At 50.0% G+C, this 17,068-nt stretch carries 14 protein-coding genes; 9 read left to right on the plus strand and 5 right to left on the minus strand.

All coding sequences use genetic code 11. The annotated features are described in order from the left end of the window. Positions 1–289 precede the first annotated feature (289 nt). Positions 290–706 (plus strand): type VII toxin-antitoxin system MntA family adenylyltransferase antitoxin, encoded by a 417-nt coding sequence (gene mntA, locus ACTBZS_RS09075; protein WP_463043907.1) that lies wholly within the window; start codon positions 290–292, stop codon positions 704–706. Next, entirely contained in the window at positions 699–1,127 is a 429-nt protein-coding gene (gene hepT / locus ACTBZS_RS09080) for a type VII toxin-antitoxin system HepT family RNase toxin (RefSeq protein WP_463043908.1), read from the plus strand. The genes mntA and hepT overlap by 8 nt, the downstream gene beginning before the upstream one ends. A 101-nt stretch (positions 1,128–1,228) precedes the next feature. Here hepT and ACTBZS_RS09085 read toward each other — a convergent pair whose 3' ends face one another. Both ACTBZS_RS09085 and ACTBZS_RS09090 read right to left on the minus strand, forming a co-directional pair. Continuing rightward, positions 1,229–1,909, minus strand: a complete 681-nt coding sequence (locus ACTBZS_RS09085) for a Fe2+-dependent dioxygenase (protein ID WP_460430015.1) — start codon at positions 1,907–1,909, stop codon at positions 1,229–1,231. A 77-nt stretch (positions 1,910–1,986) separates the two neighbouring features. Then, complete coding sequence (locus tag ACTBZS_RS09090; protein WP_463043909.1) at positions 1,987–4,167, minus strand: TonB-dependent receptor; 2,181 nt, start codon at positions 4,165–4,167, stop codon at positions 1,987–1,989. A gap of 210 nt (positions 4,168–4,377) precedes the next feature. On the opposite strand from ACTBZS_RS09090, the gene ACTBZS_RS09095 reads away from it, so the two are divergent. After that, entirely contained in the window at positions 4,378–5,559 is a 1,182-nt protein-coding gene (locus tag ACTBZS_RS09095; protein ID WP_460430017.1) for a benzoate/H(+) symporter BenE family transporter, read from the plus strand. Positions 5,560–5,593: 34 nt separating this feature from the next. Next, the gene (pdxH, locus tag ACTBZS_RS09100) at positions 5,594–6,235 is read left to right on the plus strand and encodes a pyridoxamine 5'-phosphate oxidase (RefSeq protein WP_463043910.1); all 642 of its coding nucleotides are present in this window, start codon (positions 5,594–5,596) and stop codon (positions 6,233–6,235) included. A gap of 24 nt (positions 6,236–6,259) precedes the next feature. On the opposite strand, the gene ACTBZS_RS09105 is transcribed toward pdxH, so the two are convergent. Continuing rightward, entirely contained in the window at positions 6,260–9,148 is a 2,889-nt protein-coding gene (locus tag ACTBZS_RS09105; RefSeq protein ID WP_463043911.1) for a bifunctional diguanylate cyclase/phosphodiesterase, read from the minus strand. 101 nt (positions 9,149–9,249) lie between these two features. On the opposite strand from ACTBZS_RS09105, the gene mnmC reads away from it, so the two are divergent. Next, positions 9,250–11,145: a bifunctional tRNA (5-methylaminomethyl-2-thiouridine)(34)-methyltransferase MnmC2/FAD-dependent 5-carboxymethylaminomethyl-2-thiouridine(34) oxidoreductase MnmC1 gene (mnmC, locus tag ACTBZS_RS09110; protein ID WP_463043912.1), complete on the plus strand. Its 1,896-nt coding sequence runs from the start codon at positions 9,250–9,252 to the stop codon at positions 11,143–11,145. A gap of 44 nt (positions 11,146–11,189) precedes the next feature. Here the strand turns inward: mnmC and hrcA are convergent, their stop codons facing one another. Then, complete coding sequence (hrcA, locus tag ACTBZS_RS09115) at positions 11,190–12,212, minus strand: heat-inducible transcriptional repressor HrcA (RefSeq protein WP_460430020.1); 1,023 nt, start codon at positions 12,210–12,212, stop codon at positions 11,190–11,192. Positions 12,213–12,387: 175 nt separating this feature from the next. On the opposite strand from hrcA, the gene recA reads away from it, so the two are divergent. From recA to ACTBZS_RS09135, 4 genes are all read left to right on the plus strand, one after another. Next, entirely contained in the window at positions 12,388–13,452 is a 1,065-nt protein-coding gene (gene recA / locus ACTBZS_RS09120) for a recombinase RecA (protein WP_460430021.1), read from the plus strand. A 3-nt stretch (positions 13,453–13,455) separates the two neighbouring features. After that, positions 13,456–13,896 carry a recombination regulator RecX gene (gene recX, locus ACTBZS_RS09125; protein ID WP_460430022.1) on the plus strand — a complete coding sequence of 147 codons (441 nt, stop codon included), beginning with the start codon at positions 13,456–13,458 and terminating at the stop codon, positions 13,894–13,896. A 124-nt stretch (positions 13,897–14,020) separates the two neighbouring features. Next, positions 14,021–15,877: a dihydroxy-acid dehydratase gene (gene ilvD, locus ACTBZS_RS09130; RefSeq protein ID WP_463043913.1), complete on the plus strand. Its 1,857-nt coding sequence runs from the start codon at positions 14,021–14,023 to the stop codon at positions 15,875–15,877. A 77-nt stretch (positions 15,878–15,954) separates the two neighbouring features. Then, positions 15,955–16,404 (plus strand): hypothetical protein, encoded by a 450-nt coding sequence (locus ACTBZS_RS09135; RefSeq protein WP_463043914.1) that lies wholly within the window; start codon positions 15,955–15,957, stop codon positions 16,402–16,404. 213 nt (positions 16,405–16,617) lie between these two features. Here the strand turns inward: ACTBZS_RS09135 and ACTBZS_RS09140 are convergent. Then, positions 16,618–17,068 (minus strand): hypothetical protein (locus ACTBZS_RS09140; RefSeq protein ID WP_463043915.1); only part of this gene is annotated, 451 nt, incomplete at its 5' end.

The raw sequence follows: 17,068 nt of genomic DNA on the forward strand, positions 1-17,068 counted from the left end.
CCACCGACGCACTGCGGTTTGACCCACCTTCATCGACTCCACCACTTCCATCACGCTCAGGCCTTGGTCAACTACCATCCTCGCCACTTCTAGCTTGAAGCTCGCATCATATTGACCACGTTTTGAATTCATTTCTTCTCCCTCGTTAAGATCTATCATGCCCTATCGAGGTGTCTACGGGTATTAGACCATTACACACTAACGCTGCCAAAAACATTCTCGCGGCGGGACTTCGCCGTCTGGCCGCAGGAATCCCCGCTCTTTAGGGCGGGGAGGAAGTCAACAGTTAATGACCCTCGCCAACAGCAACCCCCAGGTGCAGGTGCTTTGGCTTTACGGCTCTCGTGCTAAGGGGATTGCTGGTCCTGCCAGCGACTGGGATCTGGCGGTGGCCTTTGATCCGATCAAACAGAGTGGGCCACTGGGTACTGCACTGGAAAACCGGTTGCGCCCTGAGCTGTTGGCGTTGGATTGGCAACGCGCCCTTGGGCTAGAAGAGGGGAGACTTTCAGTTGTCGATATCAATCAGGCCCCGATCCCGTTGGCTTTTGCGGTAGTCGACGCAAATTGTCCTCTCTATAGCCGTGATGAGGGGCGACGATTGCAAGAGGAGGCGCGGATCATGTCGCAGATGGAACTTGGTTATCCCCATCGCCAGCCCTATATCAGCAAGCCTCATTCTGAGGAGTGGAGTAAAGATGAGTGATAACGCCTATATCGGTGCTTTACGCATCAGCCTGTCGCGCTATCAGGCCGAGTTGTCAGAGATACGGGCTATTCTGGCGCTGCGTGCGCTTTCCAATCTGGAGTACCGCGCAGCTGAGCGAACTTTGCAAGTGTCTATCGAAGCGTGTATTGGCGTGGCAAAGCACTGGGCTAAAGCATTGGCAAGTCATACTCCACAGGATGCCTATCAGGCATTCGAAATCTTGGCCCAGCGTGGTGAACTATCCCCCGACACCTTAATCGGCTGGCGCAAGATCATTGGCCTTCGCAATGCGCTGGTGAACGACTATCTGAATATTGACCCCGAGATCATCCGTAGTGTCATTGCTCAAGGCTATAGCGACCAACTGTTCACGTTTGCAGAGCAAGGTCTCGACTGGTTGGCTGCCCATATCAACTGAAACTTCGACATTATCTCCCCGTTTGCTTTTCTCTTACCCGCTATGGAGGGTAAATGTCATGGAAAATGCAACCAACCCTAAACATGATCTGCTTTTGGGCGTTAAATCTCCGCCCACATCCGCACCAGATTGTGATAAGTCGCGGTGAGGCCGATGATGGTTTCTTGATCGCCGTATGCCTCACGCAAGCGCATGATGTTCATATCCATATCAAACAACAGTGCCCGTTTACTGTCATCACGGATCATCGATTGCAGCCAAAAGAATGAAGCCACGCGGGCACCTTGAGTAACAGGTTCGACCCGATGGAGACTGGTTGAAGGATAAATCACTGCATGGCCAGCAGGTAGTTTCACCGAATGCACGCCATAGGTGTCTTCAACAATCAATTCTCCGCCATCATAGCTGTCTGGCTCGGCCAAGAATAGGGTGCACGACACATCGGTACGGATATGCTCGCCAGTGCGGGCAATGGTGCGGACAGAATTATCCACATGATTGCCAAACGCCATTCCACCTTGATAACAATTAAACAGCGGCGGAAATACCCGTTTTGGCAAGGCAGCGGACATAAAAATGGGGTGATGACCTAAAGCCGTCAAAATAATATGGCCAGCGGCTTGGGCGGCGGGGCTGTCTTCGGGGAGCTGCATATTGTTTTTGACTTGGGCCGATTGTGTGCCAGCAGTGACTTTGCCATCGACCCATTCGGCTTGTTCCAATAACTGTTGCACTTGTTGTAGCGATTCACCACTGAGCACTTCAGGAATATGGAGCAACATAGTATGACCTTTCTGGTATATGAGAAACACGGCACAGAGTTGTGCCGTGTTGTGGTTCGGTGTGAGGTCAGCTCAAATTAGAATTTGAAATTGACTTTGACGTGGGCAGAACGCTCGGTGCCTGGTAAGGCATGACCGCCATACAGACCTTCGTAATGTTTCTCGTCAAACAAGTTGTAGACGTTTAACTGTGCATCCCAGTTTTTGGCGTCATAGCCCACCATTGCATCCCAACGGACATAAGACGGCATCTTATTGACGTTGTTCGCGTTAACAAAACGACGGCCCACGGCGTTAAAACCACCGCCGACTTTCCAGCCATTACCGACTTCGTAGGTTGACCACAAGTTCGCAGTGTACTCCGGCGCATTGGCTGGGGCATTGCCCTCGGTGCCTTTGGCCGAACCAGCAGCTTTGGTGATTTTCGGGTTCATCAAAGCGACACCCGCGAAGATCTTCCACTTGTCGGTGATACGGCCAGCCGCTTCCAACTCGATACCATCGGTATGACGGGCACCGGACAGCAGATACACATCGGTCACCAGCGGGTCGGTATTACGCTCGTTGGTTTTTTCGGTGCGGAAAATAGCGGTTCTCAACAACAAATCGCCCTCGAACAAATCCCACTTCGCGCCAATTTCATAGTTACGGTTTTTCTCGGGTGGGGTATTGGCGCCACGAGGATCTAACGCATACGCTTCACCAGAAGGGTTGAACGACGTGCCATAGGAAATGTAATAAGACTGTTGTGCATCAGGTTGCCAAATCAGGCCTGCGCGCCAGTTCCACATCGAGTCGGTACGCGAAGTGTCTTCCTTGGTTTTATTGGCCAGATTGACTGTGGTGTAATCACCCGAGAAACGATCCCAACGTGCGCCCAACAGCACTTTCCATTCTGGCGTGATCGACATCATATCTTGCACATACGCCGATACCGTGTCTGCCGTGAAATTGACATCTGTGCTATAGACTTTGGTGGCATTGGTGATGTTGTCACCATTATTGGGGTTGCCGACCGTTGTTGGAGGAACCGCACCATTGACATTAGCCCAACGCAAGGTATTCGATTTTTCACGACCCAATTCTAAGCCGGCCAACACATCATGTTTGATGTCGCCAGTAAACAATCGGAACGAAAAATCGGTTTGGTTCGACCAAACTTCATCTTTACCACTGCGGCCGGGGCGGCTGCGGTTGACCGTGGTTTTATCGCTAATCGACGAGGCCCCGCCGAGGCTGATACGTGGCGCGGTTGGCCATACATCACGTTCGTATTCTGCATAACGCAGGGTGTTCTTTACGCTGGCTGTTGGGCTGAAGCGATGTTGAATGGTGGCGGTGGCAATATGGGTTTCGGTGTGTTCGTAGTCATGGTTTTTCAAGCCATAGAAACGATCCACCGGCACATCCAAAGGCTCGCGGGTAAAGGAATTAAATGGCACGCCATAATCGGGGACATTTTTTTCCTTCATATAGAAATAAGACAGCTCAACTTCCGTTGGTGTATTGATCCCAAAGCGAACAGTTGGTGCAACGCCCCACCGGTCACTGGTTGCACCCGAGCGGAAGCTTTCGGCATCTTGCCCCATGACATTCACCCGCAGGGCGGAGGTGTCATCTAATTTTTGGTTGATGTCCGCTTCAACACGATAGAAATCGCTGGTGCCGACAGTTAAACCAACCGTGCGTTCATTCTCTAAATGCGCCCGTTTCGATACTTGGTTAATCACCCCACCTGTCGAACCTCGACCAAACAACATTGAGCTGGCGCCACGCAGTACATCTACACGTTCAATGTTAAAGGTGTCGCGGTTGTATTGACCGGCATCACGCACCCCATCGAGGAACAAATCGGTGGTCGCAGAGAAACCCCGCAAAGCCAAAATATCACCCGTCCGACCGCCTTCACCGGCGTTAAATGTGATGGCGCTGACAGTTCTCAACGCATCTTTTAAGCTGGTTGCACCAGTATCTTTCAACACTTCTTGTGTAATGACGGTGGTGGATTGTGGAATATCGCGTTGTTGCTGGCTGCCTTTGCCAACACTGGTAAAATTGCCGGCATAGCCATTTTGTGGTGTGCGGCCAGTGCTGTTTTGACCCGTCACATTCACCGGCTGTAAAACTTGGGTGTTAGCGGCAGTATCAGCAAAAGCGGGGGCGGCCAAAGTGCCTAATAAACCTGCCACAGTGGCAACACTGAGTGGAACTTTAGCAAAGCTGTGGACTGCAGAAGACTCTTTCAGGCATTTCATCATCAGGGTGTGCTCTTGAATTTGCGTCAAAGAAAGCCGTCCGCGCCATACGGTGCGGGCACAGACGGTTGGATGGTTTTGATCCAAACGTGGGCAGTGGCTTGCAGTTGACGCTGACCCGATTATCCTGATCAGCTGCTGCTGGCTAAATGCGGCCAGAATTCTATTGAGAACTCGTCTCAATTGCAACTTAAACAAAAAGGAAAGTTTTGCATGCGATTGCGTGATGTATGGCGAGATTGTTCGCTCTCGGCTATTTTGGCCGGTTTTGTGACGGTGTTGGTTGGGTTTACCAGCTCGGCAGCATTGGTGTTTCAAGCGGGACATGCCGTAGGTGCAACGCCGGCCCAGATGGCGTCATGGATGTGGGCATTGGGTATCGGTATGGGGGTGACTTGTATCGTCTTATCATTGCGCTACCGTGTACCTGTGGTGACCGCATGGTCTACTCCGGGGGCAGCCATGCTAATTACTTCGGCTTCTGGGGTGCCGATGGCTGAGGCGATTGGCGCATTTATTGTGTGTGCTGTGCTGATGGCGGTGAGTGGTTTTTCTGGTTGGTTCGAGCGTGCATTAAAGCGTATCCCGTTGTCGTTGGCCTCGGGTATGTTGGCTGGTGTGTTGTTGCGCTTTGGTTTGGATGTGTTTGTCTCGCTACAACATGCCCTATCGATGGTGTTGAGTATGTGTGTGGTATACCTACTAGGGCGCAAATTTTTACCTCGCTATGCGGTAATTTTGGCGTTGGCGGTGGGCACGGTTGTGGCGGCGGCACAAGGTGAATTGCACTTTGAACGTTTTGAACTGGCGATAGCCACACCAGTATGGATTGAGCCCAGTTTTTCATTGTCAGCGATGGTGGGAATTGCCTTGCCTTTGTTTATGGTAACGATGGCCTCGCAGAATATCCCGGGGGTGGCGGTCATTCGGGCATCGGGTTATGAAGCGCCGATTTCACCCTTAATTGGTTGGATTTCAACCGTGACGCTGTTGCTGGCACCATTTGGTGCCTATGCGTTGAATCTCGCCGCCATTACTGCTGCTATTTGTATGGGCCGCGAAGCACATGAAGACAGTCAACGCCGTTATGTGGCAGCCATTGCTGCAGGTGTGTTTTATCTGTTAATCGGTGTTTTTGGGGCAACAGTTGCGGCTTTGTTCAGTGCATTGCCGAAAACCTTGATTTTAGCCATTGCTGGATTGGCATTACTCGGCACGATTGGCAATGGTTTAGCGACCGCTATGCGCGATGAACAAGAACGGGAAGCGGCATTGATTACGTTTTTGGTGACCGCTTCGGGGTTGACCTTATTGGGTATTGGATCGGCCTTTTGGGGCTTGGTGGCGGGGGGTGTGGCCAGCTTAGTTTTGCATAGTCAACCACGCCGTAACTAAGCAAAACAGGATTCTTTAAAGAAAGTGACAGACGATGAGTACACCGAATTTGGCAGATATTCGCCAAGATTACAGCAAGAAAGAATTGTCGCCGGAAGAGTGTTTGGCCGATGCCGTGGCACAATTCGAAATTTGGCTCAATGAAGCCATTACCTCGCAAGTGCATGAGCCGACTGCGATGCACCTCGCTACGGTGAACGCCGATGGTAAACCCAGTGCGCGGATGGTGTTGTTAAAAGGCGTGGAAGCGGGTCAGTTGGTGTTTTACACCAATTATGACAGCCGTAAAGGGCAGGCAATTGCCAGCCATCCTGATGTGGCCTTGACCTTTTTTTGGCCTGAGTTAGAACGACAAGTTCGCATTGAAGGCCGTGCTGAAAAAGTCTCGGATGAGGTATCAGATACCTACTTTAACAGCCGTCCCTATCAAAGCCGTTTAGGGGCATGGGCGTCGGAACAAAGCCGCGAAATCAGCAGTAAAACCGAGTTGGTGACACGGGCCGCCTTGTTTGCAGCGCGCCATCCCTTGCATGTGCCACGCCCCCCTCATTGGGGCGGCTATGCTGTCACCCCTGAACGAGTTGAATTTTGGCAAGGCCGTCCCAGCCGGCTGCATGACCGTGTGTTATATCAACGCATCCCTGATGGCTGGGCGCGTAGCCGCTTAGCTCCCTAGTGCTGTATCGCAACATGCCCGCCATCATGGCAGCGATGGCGTGGCACTTTTTTCTAACAGCCCTTGTAACTGTTCAATCGGCATCGGCCGGCCAAACAAATAGCCTTGGAAGGCATAACAGCCCTGCGTCTCCAAAAATGCGCGCTGTTCCTCGGTTTCTACCCCTTCCGCGATCACCTCTAAACGCAGGCTATGGGCCATCGCAATAATGGCTTGCACAATCACTTCATCATCACGATCAGCAGGCAGGTCGCGCACAAACGACTGGTCAATTTTCAATTGGTCAATTGGTAACCGCTTGATATAGGTGAGTGAGGAATAGCCGGTACCAAAATCGTCCATCGAGAATTGAATGCCCAATGCACGTAGCGCTTGCATGTGCTGAATCGAATCACCGACGTTATCTAACAATAAACTTTCAGTGAGTTCCAACTTTAAGCGGGAAGGTGGAAAACCAAATTCTGTGACCAAACTACGCACTTCCTCGACAAAGCTGGCCTGATGAAATTGTTTTGCACTGACATTGACGGCAATTTGCAATTCAGCAGTCATCGGTGAACGCGACCAAGTGGCCAACTGTCGGCAGGCTTCGCGTAATACCCACGACCCCAAAGGAAGAATCAAGCCGGTTTCTTCGGCCAAAGGAATAAATTCGGCTGGCGAGACCATGCCCCGCTCGGGGTGTTGCCAACGGACTAACGCCTCTGCCCCTAGCACTTGCTGGTGTAGGCCCATCTGTACCTGATAAAACACCCGCAACTGCCCGTCTTGGATGCCGTGCCGCAGTTCGGCTTCGAGCCGCAAACGCGATTCCAACGCCGCCTGCATCGCAGGGACAAAGAACCGAGTGGTATTACGACCAGCGGCCTTGGCTTGATACATTGCCGTATCCGCATGTTTAATCAGCTCTTCCACTGTTTCTTGCTGACCAGAAAACATGCTGGCGCCAATGCTGCACGAACAATGATAGGCATAACCTTGTAAGGTAAACTCATGTTGCACCACCGAGATCAGATGTTTGGCCATTTTTTCTGCCTCGCTGACTGCCATTGCAAAATCTTCAGCAAGATCTTCCAACATCACTACAAATTCATCTCCACCTAAACGGGCGACGGTATCGGTTTCACGGACATGGATTTTTAGCCGGTGGGCCACTTCAATCAGCAATAAATCACCAAAGTCATGGCCCTTGGTGTCATTCAATGATTTGAAATTATCAAGATCGAGGAATAAAACCGCCCCATGCGTATTGGCATATTCACTGTGAACCAGTGCTTGTTGTAAACGGTCCATTAACAAACGGCGATTGGGTAACTCGGTCAATGGATCATAAAACGCTAAATGGCGAATTTGCTCTTCAGCATTTTTGCGTTCAGAAATGTCGGAGAAAGTGGCAATATAATTTTCAATATTGCCTGCCATGTCTTTAACTGTCGCAATTCGTAACCACTCTGGAAAAACCGAACCATTTTTACGGCGGTTCCAAATTTCACCGTCCCATTGCCCAGTGAGTTTTAATTTTTCCCACATCCGGCGGTAAAATTCAGCATCATGATAACCCGAAGAAAACATATCAGGCCGTTTACCAATCACTTCATGAGCGGCATACCCAGTGATTTTGGTAAATGGCTGGTTAACAGTGACAATTCGATTATCTTTGTCGCTGATCATCACAGCTTCAGAGCCGCTTTCAAATACGGCTGCGGAGAGTTTTAATCTTTTTGCGTTTTCTTCCAACTCTGCATTCTTTTGCGCCAAACTCGCTTGATAGCGGCGAATTAAAAAGCGCATTTTATGTGAGAAACCCCAAGAAAAAATCGTAGCTAGTAATAAAATCGCAATGGTAATGATAATGCCCACAACCACACGTGCTTCGAGACGACTTTCCATCGCGGAACGCTGGGTTGTCATTAAATGATCCACATCATCTAAATATACGCCTGTGACCAACGTCCAGCCCCACGGTTTGTAATTGGCCACATAAGACAATTTTTCGGTAGCAATTGAAGTGCCCGGGCGATACCAAGTATATTTCACTAAACCATTGCCTAATTGGGCCTGTTGTAAAATTTTATCGACAGACTTTTTCTCTAGCCCAGTTAATTCTTCTGCTGATTTGCCCTCTGATTCAATCCGTGAAGGAGACACTAACACCTTTTTATTTTGATCGAAAACAACGATATAACCATCGTTGCCAAAGCGAATGGAACGCAGTTGCTGTAGCGCATCTCGTTGTAAATCACGTTCGACGTTATAGACATATTCCCCTGCACCAATGACCCAATTAAAAGGGTGAAATGTGCGGACATAGGAAATTTTCTCGCGCATTATTTTTTCATTGGGTGGATACCAGTAATAACGAGAAAAACCAGCCTGTTGTGGGTTTTTGGTGGCTTCAACTAAACCCCGCATAATGTAATGACCCGTGGGATCACGATTATCCCACAGCGAAGTCCCTTCTAATTGGGGTGCAGTGGGTAATAACACACATACACCATCGAGGGTATCAATAAAATAATAACCTCGCCCTTCAAAAAATCGCAGCGAGCGTAAGGATTCAACAATTAAACTTTGAATTTGCCGATCGCTCATGGTATGGCGATTTTTTTGGTAAATGCTGTCGGCAATTTGATAGGCATCGTTGACACGCTGGCGAATCTCTCGCCGTAAAATGGATTCGGTATTACTGCGGCGGTAGTCAAGATCGTTTTGAATAGTCTCGATCTGTTTTGCCAGAATATTTTGCTGCTCCAATAACACTCTTTCCTTTACCGAGGTCAGAGTTGAATCAAAATCTTCGCGTTGTGCCCACAGAAAATACAGACTGAAAACACATGAAATCAGCAAGGAAATGCCCAGCATACCAATAAGTTGAATGCGGGCGAGCGAATGCTCAGTAGGGTCTTTGAACATGGATATCAGACACAGAAAAACGGGAAGGGTGCGAACAGAGAGACTATCTCGCTACGCTTGCTTGGCCGTATTATGCTCGTTTTCACGGTGAAATTTCGATTATGTTGCCCATTTCTGCCGCTCCGCTACACCATAATGCACAAGGGGTTCCTTATTCTGACACTTTTGATGATGTTTATCACAGTACAGCCGGTGGATTGGGCCAGGCTGAGCAAGTATTTTTGGCAGGCAATGGTCTGCCACATCGTTGGGCACAGCAAGCCTCTTTCACTATTTTAGAGACAGGATTTGGCCTTGGTTTGAATTTTTTAACAACTTGGGCCAAGTGGCGTGATGATTTACAGCGATGTAAACAATTTTACTATATTTCTGTTGAAAAATTTCCTTTTAGTGCGAAAGATTTGCGATATCTACACCAGCAATGGCCACAATTTGCCGAGTTAAGCGAATTGTTATGCAAACAATGGCCTCCCCTGATTGCTGGCTGGCATAAATTAGAGTTAGAACATGGCGTGACATTATTGCTCCTGTTTGGTGATGCACATGATGCCCTACCTCAGTTACAAGCCAATGTGGATGCGTTCTATCTTGATGGCTTTTCGCCGGCAAAAAATCCCGAGTTATGGAATGAAACTATTTTTCGCCAATTAGCGCGTGTCGCCAAAGCTGGCGCGACATTAGCCACGTACACCGTGGCTGGTCATGTGCGGCGCGGATTGCAAGCCTGTGGTTTCGCGGTCGAAAAGCGAGAAGGTTTTGGCGGAAAACGGCAAAGTTTGGCGGGGGTGTACGAACGTCGCGTGCCTGTTCGACAGTCACACTACGCCGTCAACCGTGCCATTGTGATTGGTGCGGGTATTGCTGGCTGTGCTGCAGCAGAACGTCTTGCGGCACGGGGCTGGCAGATTGATGTGATTGAGCAAGAGGCCGAGATTGCACAACATGCTTCGGGCAATCATGCCGGTGTGGTGATGCCGACTTTATCACTGGATGATAATTTGTTGGCACGATTTTCACGGGCAGGGTTTTTTTACACCTTGCGCCGTTGGCAAGCATTAACTGACGCTGGACAGGTTCTTCCCTTTCAACGCTGTGGTGTATTGCAAGTGGGGCGGGACGCGGCACACACTGAATTGCAACAGGCCATTATCGAAAAAGGGTTTTATCCACCGGCATTGGTCAGTTGGTTGAATGCTGATGAGGCCAGCGAACGCCTAGGGGTGAAACTTGCGCGCGGTGGCTGGTGGTTTCCTGATGGCGCGTGGGTGCAGCCACCTGCTTATTGTCGTGCTTTGTTGACCAGCCAACCGCAACGGATTCAGTTACATCTGCAACGACAAGTAAAACGATTGGCACAATTAGCCGATGGACAATGGCAAATCTTTGATGCCCATGATCATCTTATTGCAACTGCGCCAGTGGTGATTTTCGCTAATGCCACGGCTGCACGGGATTTAGCGCCTTGTGCGGGGTTGCCATTAGCCGAAAATCGCCGTTTTGTCAGTTTGTTGAAAACAACTGTTGCGCCGAAAACAGCAGCTATTTTATGTGGAGATGGCTATTTAACGCCCAATGTGGCGGGTTATGCTGTGTTGGGGGCGAGCGAGGTTGGAATGGAGCAAACATCTGATCGACACCATCAACAGAATTTACATAAATTAACGCAATTACTCCCCGATGTTGATTTGCCGGCCATCACGGAGTTAAACGGTCGCTATTGCCAACGGCCGACATCACCAGACCGCTTGCCATTGATTGGCGCCTTGGCTTCCACTCAACAAAATCTGCAACGGCCACCAGAACGGATTCAACGCACGACTGGTTTATTTTGTGCTTTAGGATTTGGGGCGCGTGGTTTGACTTGGGCCAGTTTGGCCGGTGATATTCTGGCCAGCCAGATTCAAGGGGAGCCGATGCCGGTGGAACAAAGCCTGTTACATGCTGTCGATCCAATGCGTTTTGCAATGCGGGCGGCGCGCCGTGGGCAAAGTGATTGAACGGGCTCGTTATTGCTCATTGATATTTTAGGATGGGAAAGATGTTAATCGGGGTTTGATAAAGCCCCTGAGACTAGACGGGCGGTGATTTCGACGATAGGAATCACTCGCTCATAGGCCATGCGTGTTGGGCCAATCACACCCAAGGTACCGACCACTTGACTGTTAATGCGGTAAGGGGCGGTGATGACTGAGCACTCCCCCAGCGGCATGACCCCCGACTCGTCACCAATAAACAGCCGCACACCTTGTGCTTGCCGACTGTTTTCCAATAGATGAAGCAATTCTGTTTTACGCTCAAAAATATCGAATAAGCCACGCAAATTTGACAGGTTAGACGATAAATCATCAACGCCCAATAGACGCTTTTCCCCTGCAATTACCACAGCTTGGCTGTCGTCTTGCAATGCTTGTTGCCCTGCGCGAATGGCAGCGTTCATCAAATTGGCAATATCGTCTTGTAGGCTGCCTAGCTCGGCCTGTAAATCGGCTACAACACGATCTAACGCTTGTCCGGCATAGTGATGATTAAGATAGTTAGCAGCTTCGATTAATTCACTTGAGGTGTAGTCTTTTGCAGTCAGTAAGAGATGATTTTGTACATCACCATCGAGGGTGACCAAAATCAGCAAAATTCGTTTTTCCGAAAGGCGCAAAAACTCGACTTGCCGAAAGGCCATATCTGGTCGTTTTGGCATCATCACCACACCAGCAAAACAGGTTAAATCTGATAACAACTGTGACGCAGCAGCGGCCAAGCGTTGAGGGCTATCAGGATGCAGGCCATTGTGCATTTGTTGTAAGGCAGCCTCTTCGGGTGGGGTGATGGTGATGAGCTGATCGACGAAAACGCGATAACCCCTTGCCGTCGGCACTCTGCCCGCTGAGGTATGTGGGCTAGCCAACAATCCCATTTCTTCGAGATCGGACATAATGTTGCGAATCGAAGCGGCAGATAAATCCAGATTCGAGACACGCGATAGCGTGCGTGATCCCACCGGCTGGCCGTCGGCGATATAGCGCTCTATCAGGGTTTTGAGTAAGAGCTGGGCGCGTTCATTTAACATGGCAACACAATTCAATCAGCAAGCAAGACAAAAGAAAACACAGTCGAAGAAACTTCTTGGACAAAATCATGCCATTTTAAGCAACGACAAGACCTGTCGCGGACTTATGAGATAATCTTCGCTCTCACGTCATTTGTTTGGCGTGATCCGCGGTTCATTTTTTTCCGGAGGCATTATGGCTATCGATCAGGGCGATAAAAGCAAAGCATTGTCTGCTGCATTAGCACAAATTGAAAAACAATTCGGCAAGGGCTCGATCATGAAGATGAGCGATAACCAAGTTGCCGAAAACTTGCAAGTGATTTCAACGGGTTCATTGGGGCTGGATTTGGCATTGGGCGTTGGTGGGTTGCCGCGTGGCCGAGTCGTTGAAATTTATGGCCCCGAATCGTCAGGGAAAACAACCCTATGTTTACAGGTGGTGGCAGAAGCACAAAAGCTGGGCGGTACTTGCGCCTATATTGATGCTGAAAATGCGCTCGACCCTGTCTATGCACAAAAATTAGGGGTGCATGTCGATGACCTATTGATTTCACAACCTGATACGGGTGAACAAGCATTAGAAATTTGCGACATGCTGGTGCGCTCCGGTGGGATTGACGTCATCGTGGTTGACTCGGTGGCGGCTTTGGTTCCGAAGGCCGAAATTGAAGGCGAAATGGGCGATAGCCATGTGGGTCTGCAAGCTCGGTTAATGAGTCAAGCCTTGCGTAAACTCACCGGCAATATCAAGCGTACCAACACTTTGGTGATCTTCATTAACCAAATCCGCATGAAAATTGGTGTGATGTTCGGCAGTCCAGAAACCACAACCGGCGGTAATGCACTGAAATTCTATGCTTCAGTGCGGATGGATATTCGCCGAATTGGTGGTATTAAGAAAGGCGAGGACATCATTGGCAATGAAACACGGGTGAAAGTGGTGAAAAACAAAGTGAGCCCACCGTTCCGTCAAGCCGAGTTTGATATTCTTTATGGCGAAGGCATTTCCCGTGAAGGGGAAGTGGTGGAGCTGGGGGTGCAAAACGGTATCGTTGACAAGTCAGGTGCATGGTATGCCTATAACGGCCAAAAAATTGGTCAAGGCAAGGACAATGCGCGTGAATGGCTGCGTAACAACCCCGCGATTGCACAAGAAATTGAAAATAAAATTCGCGAAAAAGTTGGGGTGAATCCGGCGGTTTTTGCTGCAATTGCCGAAGGCGAGGATGACGACCAAGGCATTCCACCGTTAGATTAAGCGATGACCGGATTACGCGATAAAGTGCTCAATTTGCTGGCTCGGCGTGAATACACTCGCGCCGAGCTGTGGCAACGTTTAGTGCGAGACACCACAAACGAGTTTGAGCAACAACAACTGGCCGCATTGTTAGATGACTATCAGGCGCGTGGTTGGTTGTCCGACCGGCGTTTTGCTCAAGCGTGGGTGAACAGTCATCTACGCCGTCATGGCAGTTTGCGGTTGCGGCAAGACTTGGCACAACGCGGTGTGTCTCGTGAAGACATTACTGAGGCGCTGGCGACGTTGCCAGATGAACTCAGTCGGGCGCGCGAGGTATGGCAACGTAAGTTTGGTCAGCTGCCACAAGACCAAAAAGAATACGCCAAACAGATGCGCTTTCTTGCTAGCCGTGGCTTTGCCTTTGACGTTGCGCAACAGGTATTGAAACCACCCCGCGAATAGCTTTTTCTGTCGGCTAGGACAGGCAGACACTGCCCTAGCCGATTTTTCCTTTCTTCTCTCGCTTGCTCAGCGAGACTAGGCGGACGCACAATAGCGTTTTTCGTATGCGTAACAGGATGTCGCTATGCCCGCTTATCGTTCCCGTACTTCTACCCATGGCCGCAATATGGCAGGGGCCCGCGCTTTGTGGCGCGCCACTGGCATGAATGACAGCGACTTTGGTAAACCAATTATCGCTATTGCCAATAGCTTCACTCAATTTGTCCCCGGTCATGTGCATCTGCACAACCTCGGCCAGTTGGTCGCCAAAGAAATTGAAAAAGCCGGTGGCATTGCCAAAGAATTTAACACCATTGCGATTGATGACGGGATTGCGATGGGGCACAGCGGTATGTTGTATTCCTTACCAAGCCGCGATTTGATTGCAGACAGTGTGGAATATATGGTGAATGCCCACTGTGCTGATGCGCTGGTGTGTATTTCTAACTGTGACAAAATCACCCCCGGCATGTTGATGGCCGCGTTGCGTCTTAATATCCCAGTGATTTTTGTCTCTGGCGGCCCAATGGAAGCCGGTAAGGTGCAATGGGGTGATGAGATTCGCAAACTCGACTTGGTTGATGCCATGGTCGAAGCTGCCAACGATAAAGTCAGTGATGAAGAAGTGGCTGCCGTTGAGCGTTCCGCATGTCCAACTTGCGGTTCCTGTTCCGGTATGTTCACTGCCAATTCGATGAACTGTTTAACCGAGGCACTCGGCTTGTCGTTACCCGGCAATGGTTCCTTAGTGGCGACGCATGCTGATCGTAAAGCATTATTTTTACAAGCTGGGCGTACCATTGTTGAGCTGGCAAAACGCTATTATGAGCAAGACGATAACACCGTGTTGCCACGCAATATCGCCACTTTCGAAGCATTCGAAAATGCCATGAGTTTGGATGTGGCGATGGGCGGTTCGACCAACACGGTATTGCATTTATTGGCAGCAGCGCGTGAGGCGGGTGTCAATTTCACCATGCAAGACATCGACCGTATTTCACGCCGTGTGCCTTGCTTATCAAAAGTTGCCCCTGCGACGCAGAAATATCACATGGAAGACGTGCATCGTGCGGGTGGGGTGATCGGTATTTTGGGTGAACTGGATCGTGCTGGTTTGATTCATCGCGATGTGCCAACTGTCCATGCCGCGACAATGGGCGATAGTCTCGACCGTTGGGATATTCAACGCCCAAGTTGTGATGAAGCGGCAAAAACCTTATATCGTGCTGCACCCGGTGGTGTCCGCACGACGATTGCGTTTAGCCAAAGCATGCGTTATCCAGAATTAGATAGCGATCGTGCCGAAGGATGTATCCGCAGCAAAGAACACGCTTATTCACAAGACGGCGGTTTGGCGGTGTTGTACGGCAATATTGCGGAACGCGGTTGTATTGTGAAAACCGCTGGTGTGGACGAATCTATTTTGACTTTTACCGGTCGTGTACGCATTTTTGAAAGCCAAGATAATGCTGTCGAAGCAATTTTGGGTGATCAAGTGGTGGCGGGCGATGTGGTGTTGATTCGCTACGAAGGCCCGAAAGGTGGACCCGGGATGCAAGAGATGCTCTACCCCACCAGTTACCTCAAATCAAAAGGTTTGGGTAAGGCGTGTGCTTTGTTAACTGATGGTCGTTTCTCTGGCGGGACCTCTGGCCTGTCGATTGGTCACGTGAGCCCAGAAGCCGCCGAAGGGGGCGTGATTGGTTTGGCGGAAGAGGGCGATACCTTAGAAATCAATATTCCAGCACGGACGATTCACTTGGCTATCAGTGATGAAGAATTGGCACGCCGTCGTGCAGCAATGGAAGCGCGTGGTGCTCAAGCATGGAAACCGGTTGACCGTGATCGCGTGGTCAGTCCGGCGTTGCGTGCTTATGCCGCAATGACAACCAGTGCGGATACGGGTGCAGTGCGCGATGTGTCTCAGATTGAACGCCGTTGAGTCGTAGCATTGATGAGCTAGCAACGACCGCAAAAGACTTCGGTTTTTTGCGGTTTTTTTATGTTTGGGGAGGCAAGATGAAACAAGGATGTTTATTGGTAGCGGCTTTAGTTGCGATGCTGGCCATACCCGCATGGGCACAATGTAACGCTGGTAGTAAAACAGTATTTACTTGTACCACGACTAAAGGGAAGCTGATTGAGTTGTGTGATGCTGGAAAAACCATGGTGTATTCGTTTGGTAAGCCAACTCAAACCCCAGAAATTGTGGTGCAAGTGCCGCGTGCGGCAGCATCAACGTATCAATGGCAGGGCGTCGGCCGTTATATGTCGTATGCAGTGGATATTCCGAATGGTGATACGGTGTATAGCGTGTTTTGGGGCGTCGATCGTTTGGATGACCAACATCCCATTGAAGCGGGTGTGAATGTCTCGGTCAAACAAAAGCAACTGGCTTCTGTTCGTTGTGATAACAACAAGAAAATTGTGCAAGAAATTGAGGGTATTAACCTGAAACCAACCGAATGAGACAACCCAACAAACCCACAATAGTTTGGTCGTGTGGGCACCGTTTTTGTGCCCACGACATCGGTAAAAAACGGCAAAACACCGCCGTAGGTGACATGAACTGCCTCGCCTTTGATTCGGTGGGGCGGTTTTTTTGGGCTGTTCTGGGCGATATGAATTTTGGTGGACAAACCCCTCTGCCAAACTAACTATGGGTTTCAGGATGAGATAGAGTCAACCCTCGAAAATATCCTCTAACCGCTGTGCTTGTGTTAACGACACTCCCCACTGCTGCAACTGCTCCGGCGTCGCAGCCCGCAACCGCGACAACACCCAATCCGGCAATGGCTGACTAAACCGCGCCTCGATCAATGTTCGGAGGAGGGTTTGCATGCCATCTTCGCGGCCTTTTTGAATACCTTTCTGCATGCCTTTTTCCAACCCTCGCTGCTCACCACATTCTTCTGCCACTTGAATCTCTGTGTTGTAATCCCACACCGCCCGTTCTCGCGCCAATGCCCGTAACCGTTCTTCGTTGGTCTGGCTCATTTGCTCTAGAGATTGCAAAACAGTCATTACCGGTGTGTGTGTCAGCTGTGCCATGATGTGTTGCTCCTGCCAGTGTTCAAACAGATCGACCCAATTCTTTAATGCAGTGGGCGCAAGTTGAAGACGGTCGGCTTTG

This window comes from Aquaspirillum sp. (assembly GCF_055136605.1).

Coding starts and splice junctions, on each gene's coding strand:
- ilvD (WP_463043913.1), top strand. CDS start 14,021: ATGCCCGCTTATCGTTCCCGTACTTCTACCCATGGCCGCAATATGGCA.
- ACTBZS_RS09090 (WP_463043909.1), bottom strand. CDS start 4,167: ATGATGAAATGCCTGAAAGAGTCTTCTGCAGTCCACAGCTTTGCTAAA.
- ACTBZS_RS09095 (WP_460430017.1), top strand. CDS start 4,378: ATGCGATTGCGTGATGTATGGCGAGATTGTTCGCTCTCGGCTATTTTG.
- ACTBZS_RS09135 (WP_463043914.1), top strand. CDS start 15,955: ATGAAACAAGGATGTTTATTGGTAGCGGCTTTAGTTGCGATGCTGGCC.
- pdxH (WP_463043910.1), top strand. CDS start 5,594: ATGAGTACACCGAATTTGGCAGATATTCGCCAAGATTACAGCAAGAAA.
- ACTBZS_RS09085 (WP_460430015.1), bottom strand. CDS start 1,909: ATGTTGCTCCATATTCCTGAAGTGCTCAGTGGTGAATCGCTACAACAA.
- recA (WP_460430021.1), top strand. CDS start 12,388: ATGGCTATCGATCAGGGCGATAAAAGCAAAGCATTGTCTGCTGCATTA.
- mnmC (WP_463043912.1), top strand. CDS start 9,250: ATGTTGCCCATTTCTGCCGCTCCGCTACACCATAATGCACAAGGGGTT.
- ACTBZS_RS09105 (WP_463043911.1), bottom strand. CDS start 9,148: ATGTTCAAAGACCCTACTGAGCATTCGCTCGCCCGCATTCAACTTATT.
- hrcA (WP_460430020.1), bottom strand. CDS start 12,212: ATGTTAAATGAACGCGCCCAGCTCTTACTCAAAACCCTGATAGAGCGC.
- mntA (WP_463043907.1), top strand. CDS start 290: ATGACCCTCGCCAACAGCAACCCCCAGGTGCAGGTGCTTTGGCTTTAC.
- hepT (WP_463043908.1), top strand. CDS start 699: ATGAGTGATAACGCCTATATCGGTGCTTTACGCATCAGCCTGTCGCGC.
- recX (WP_460430022.1), top strand. CDS start 13,456: ATGACCGGATTACGCGATAAAGTGCTCAATTTGCTGGCTCGGCGTGAA.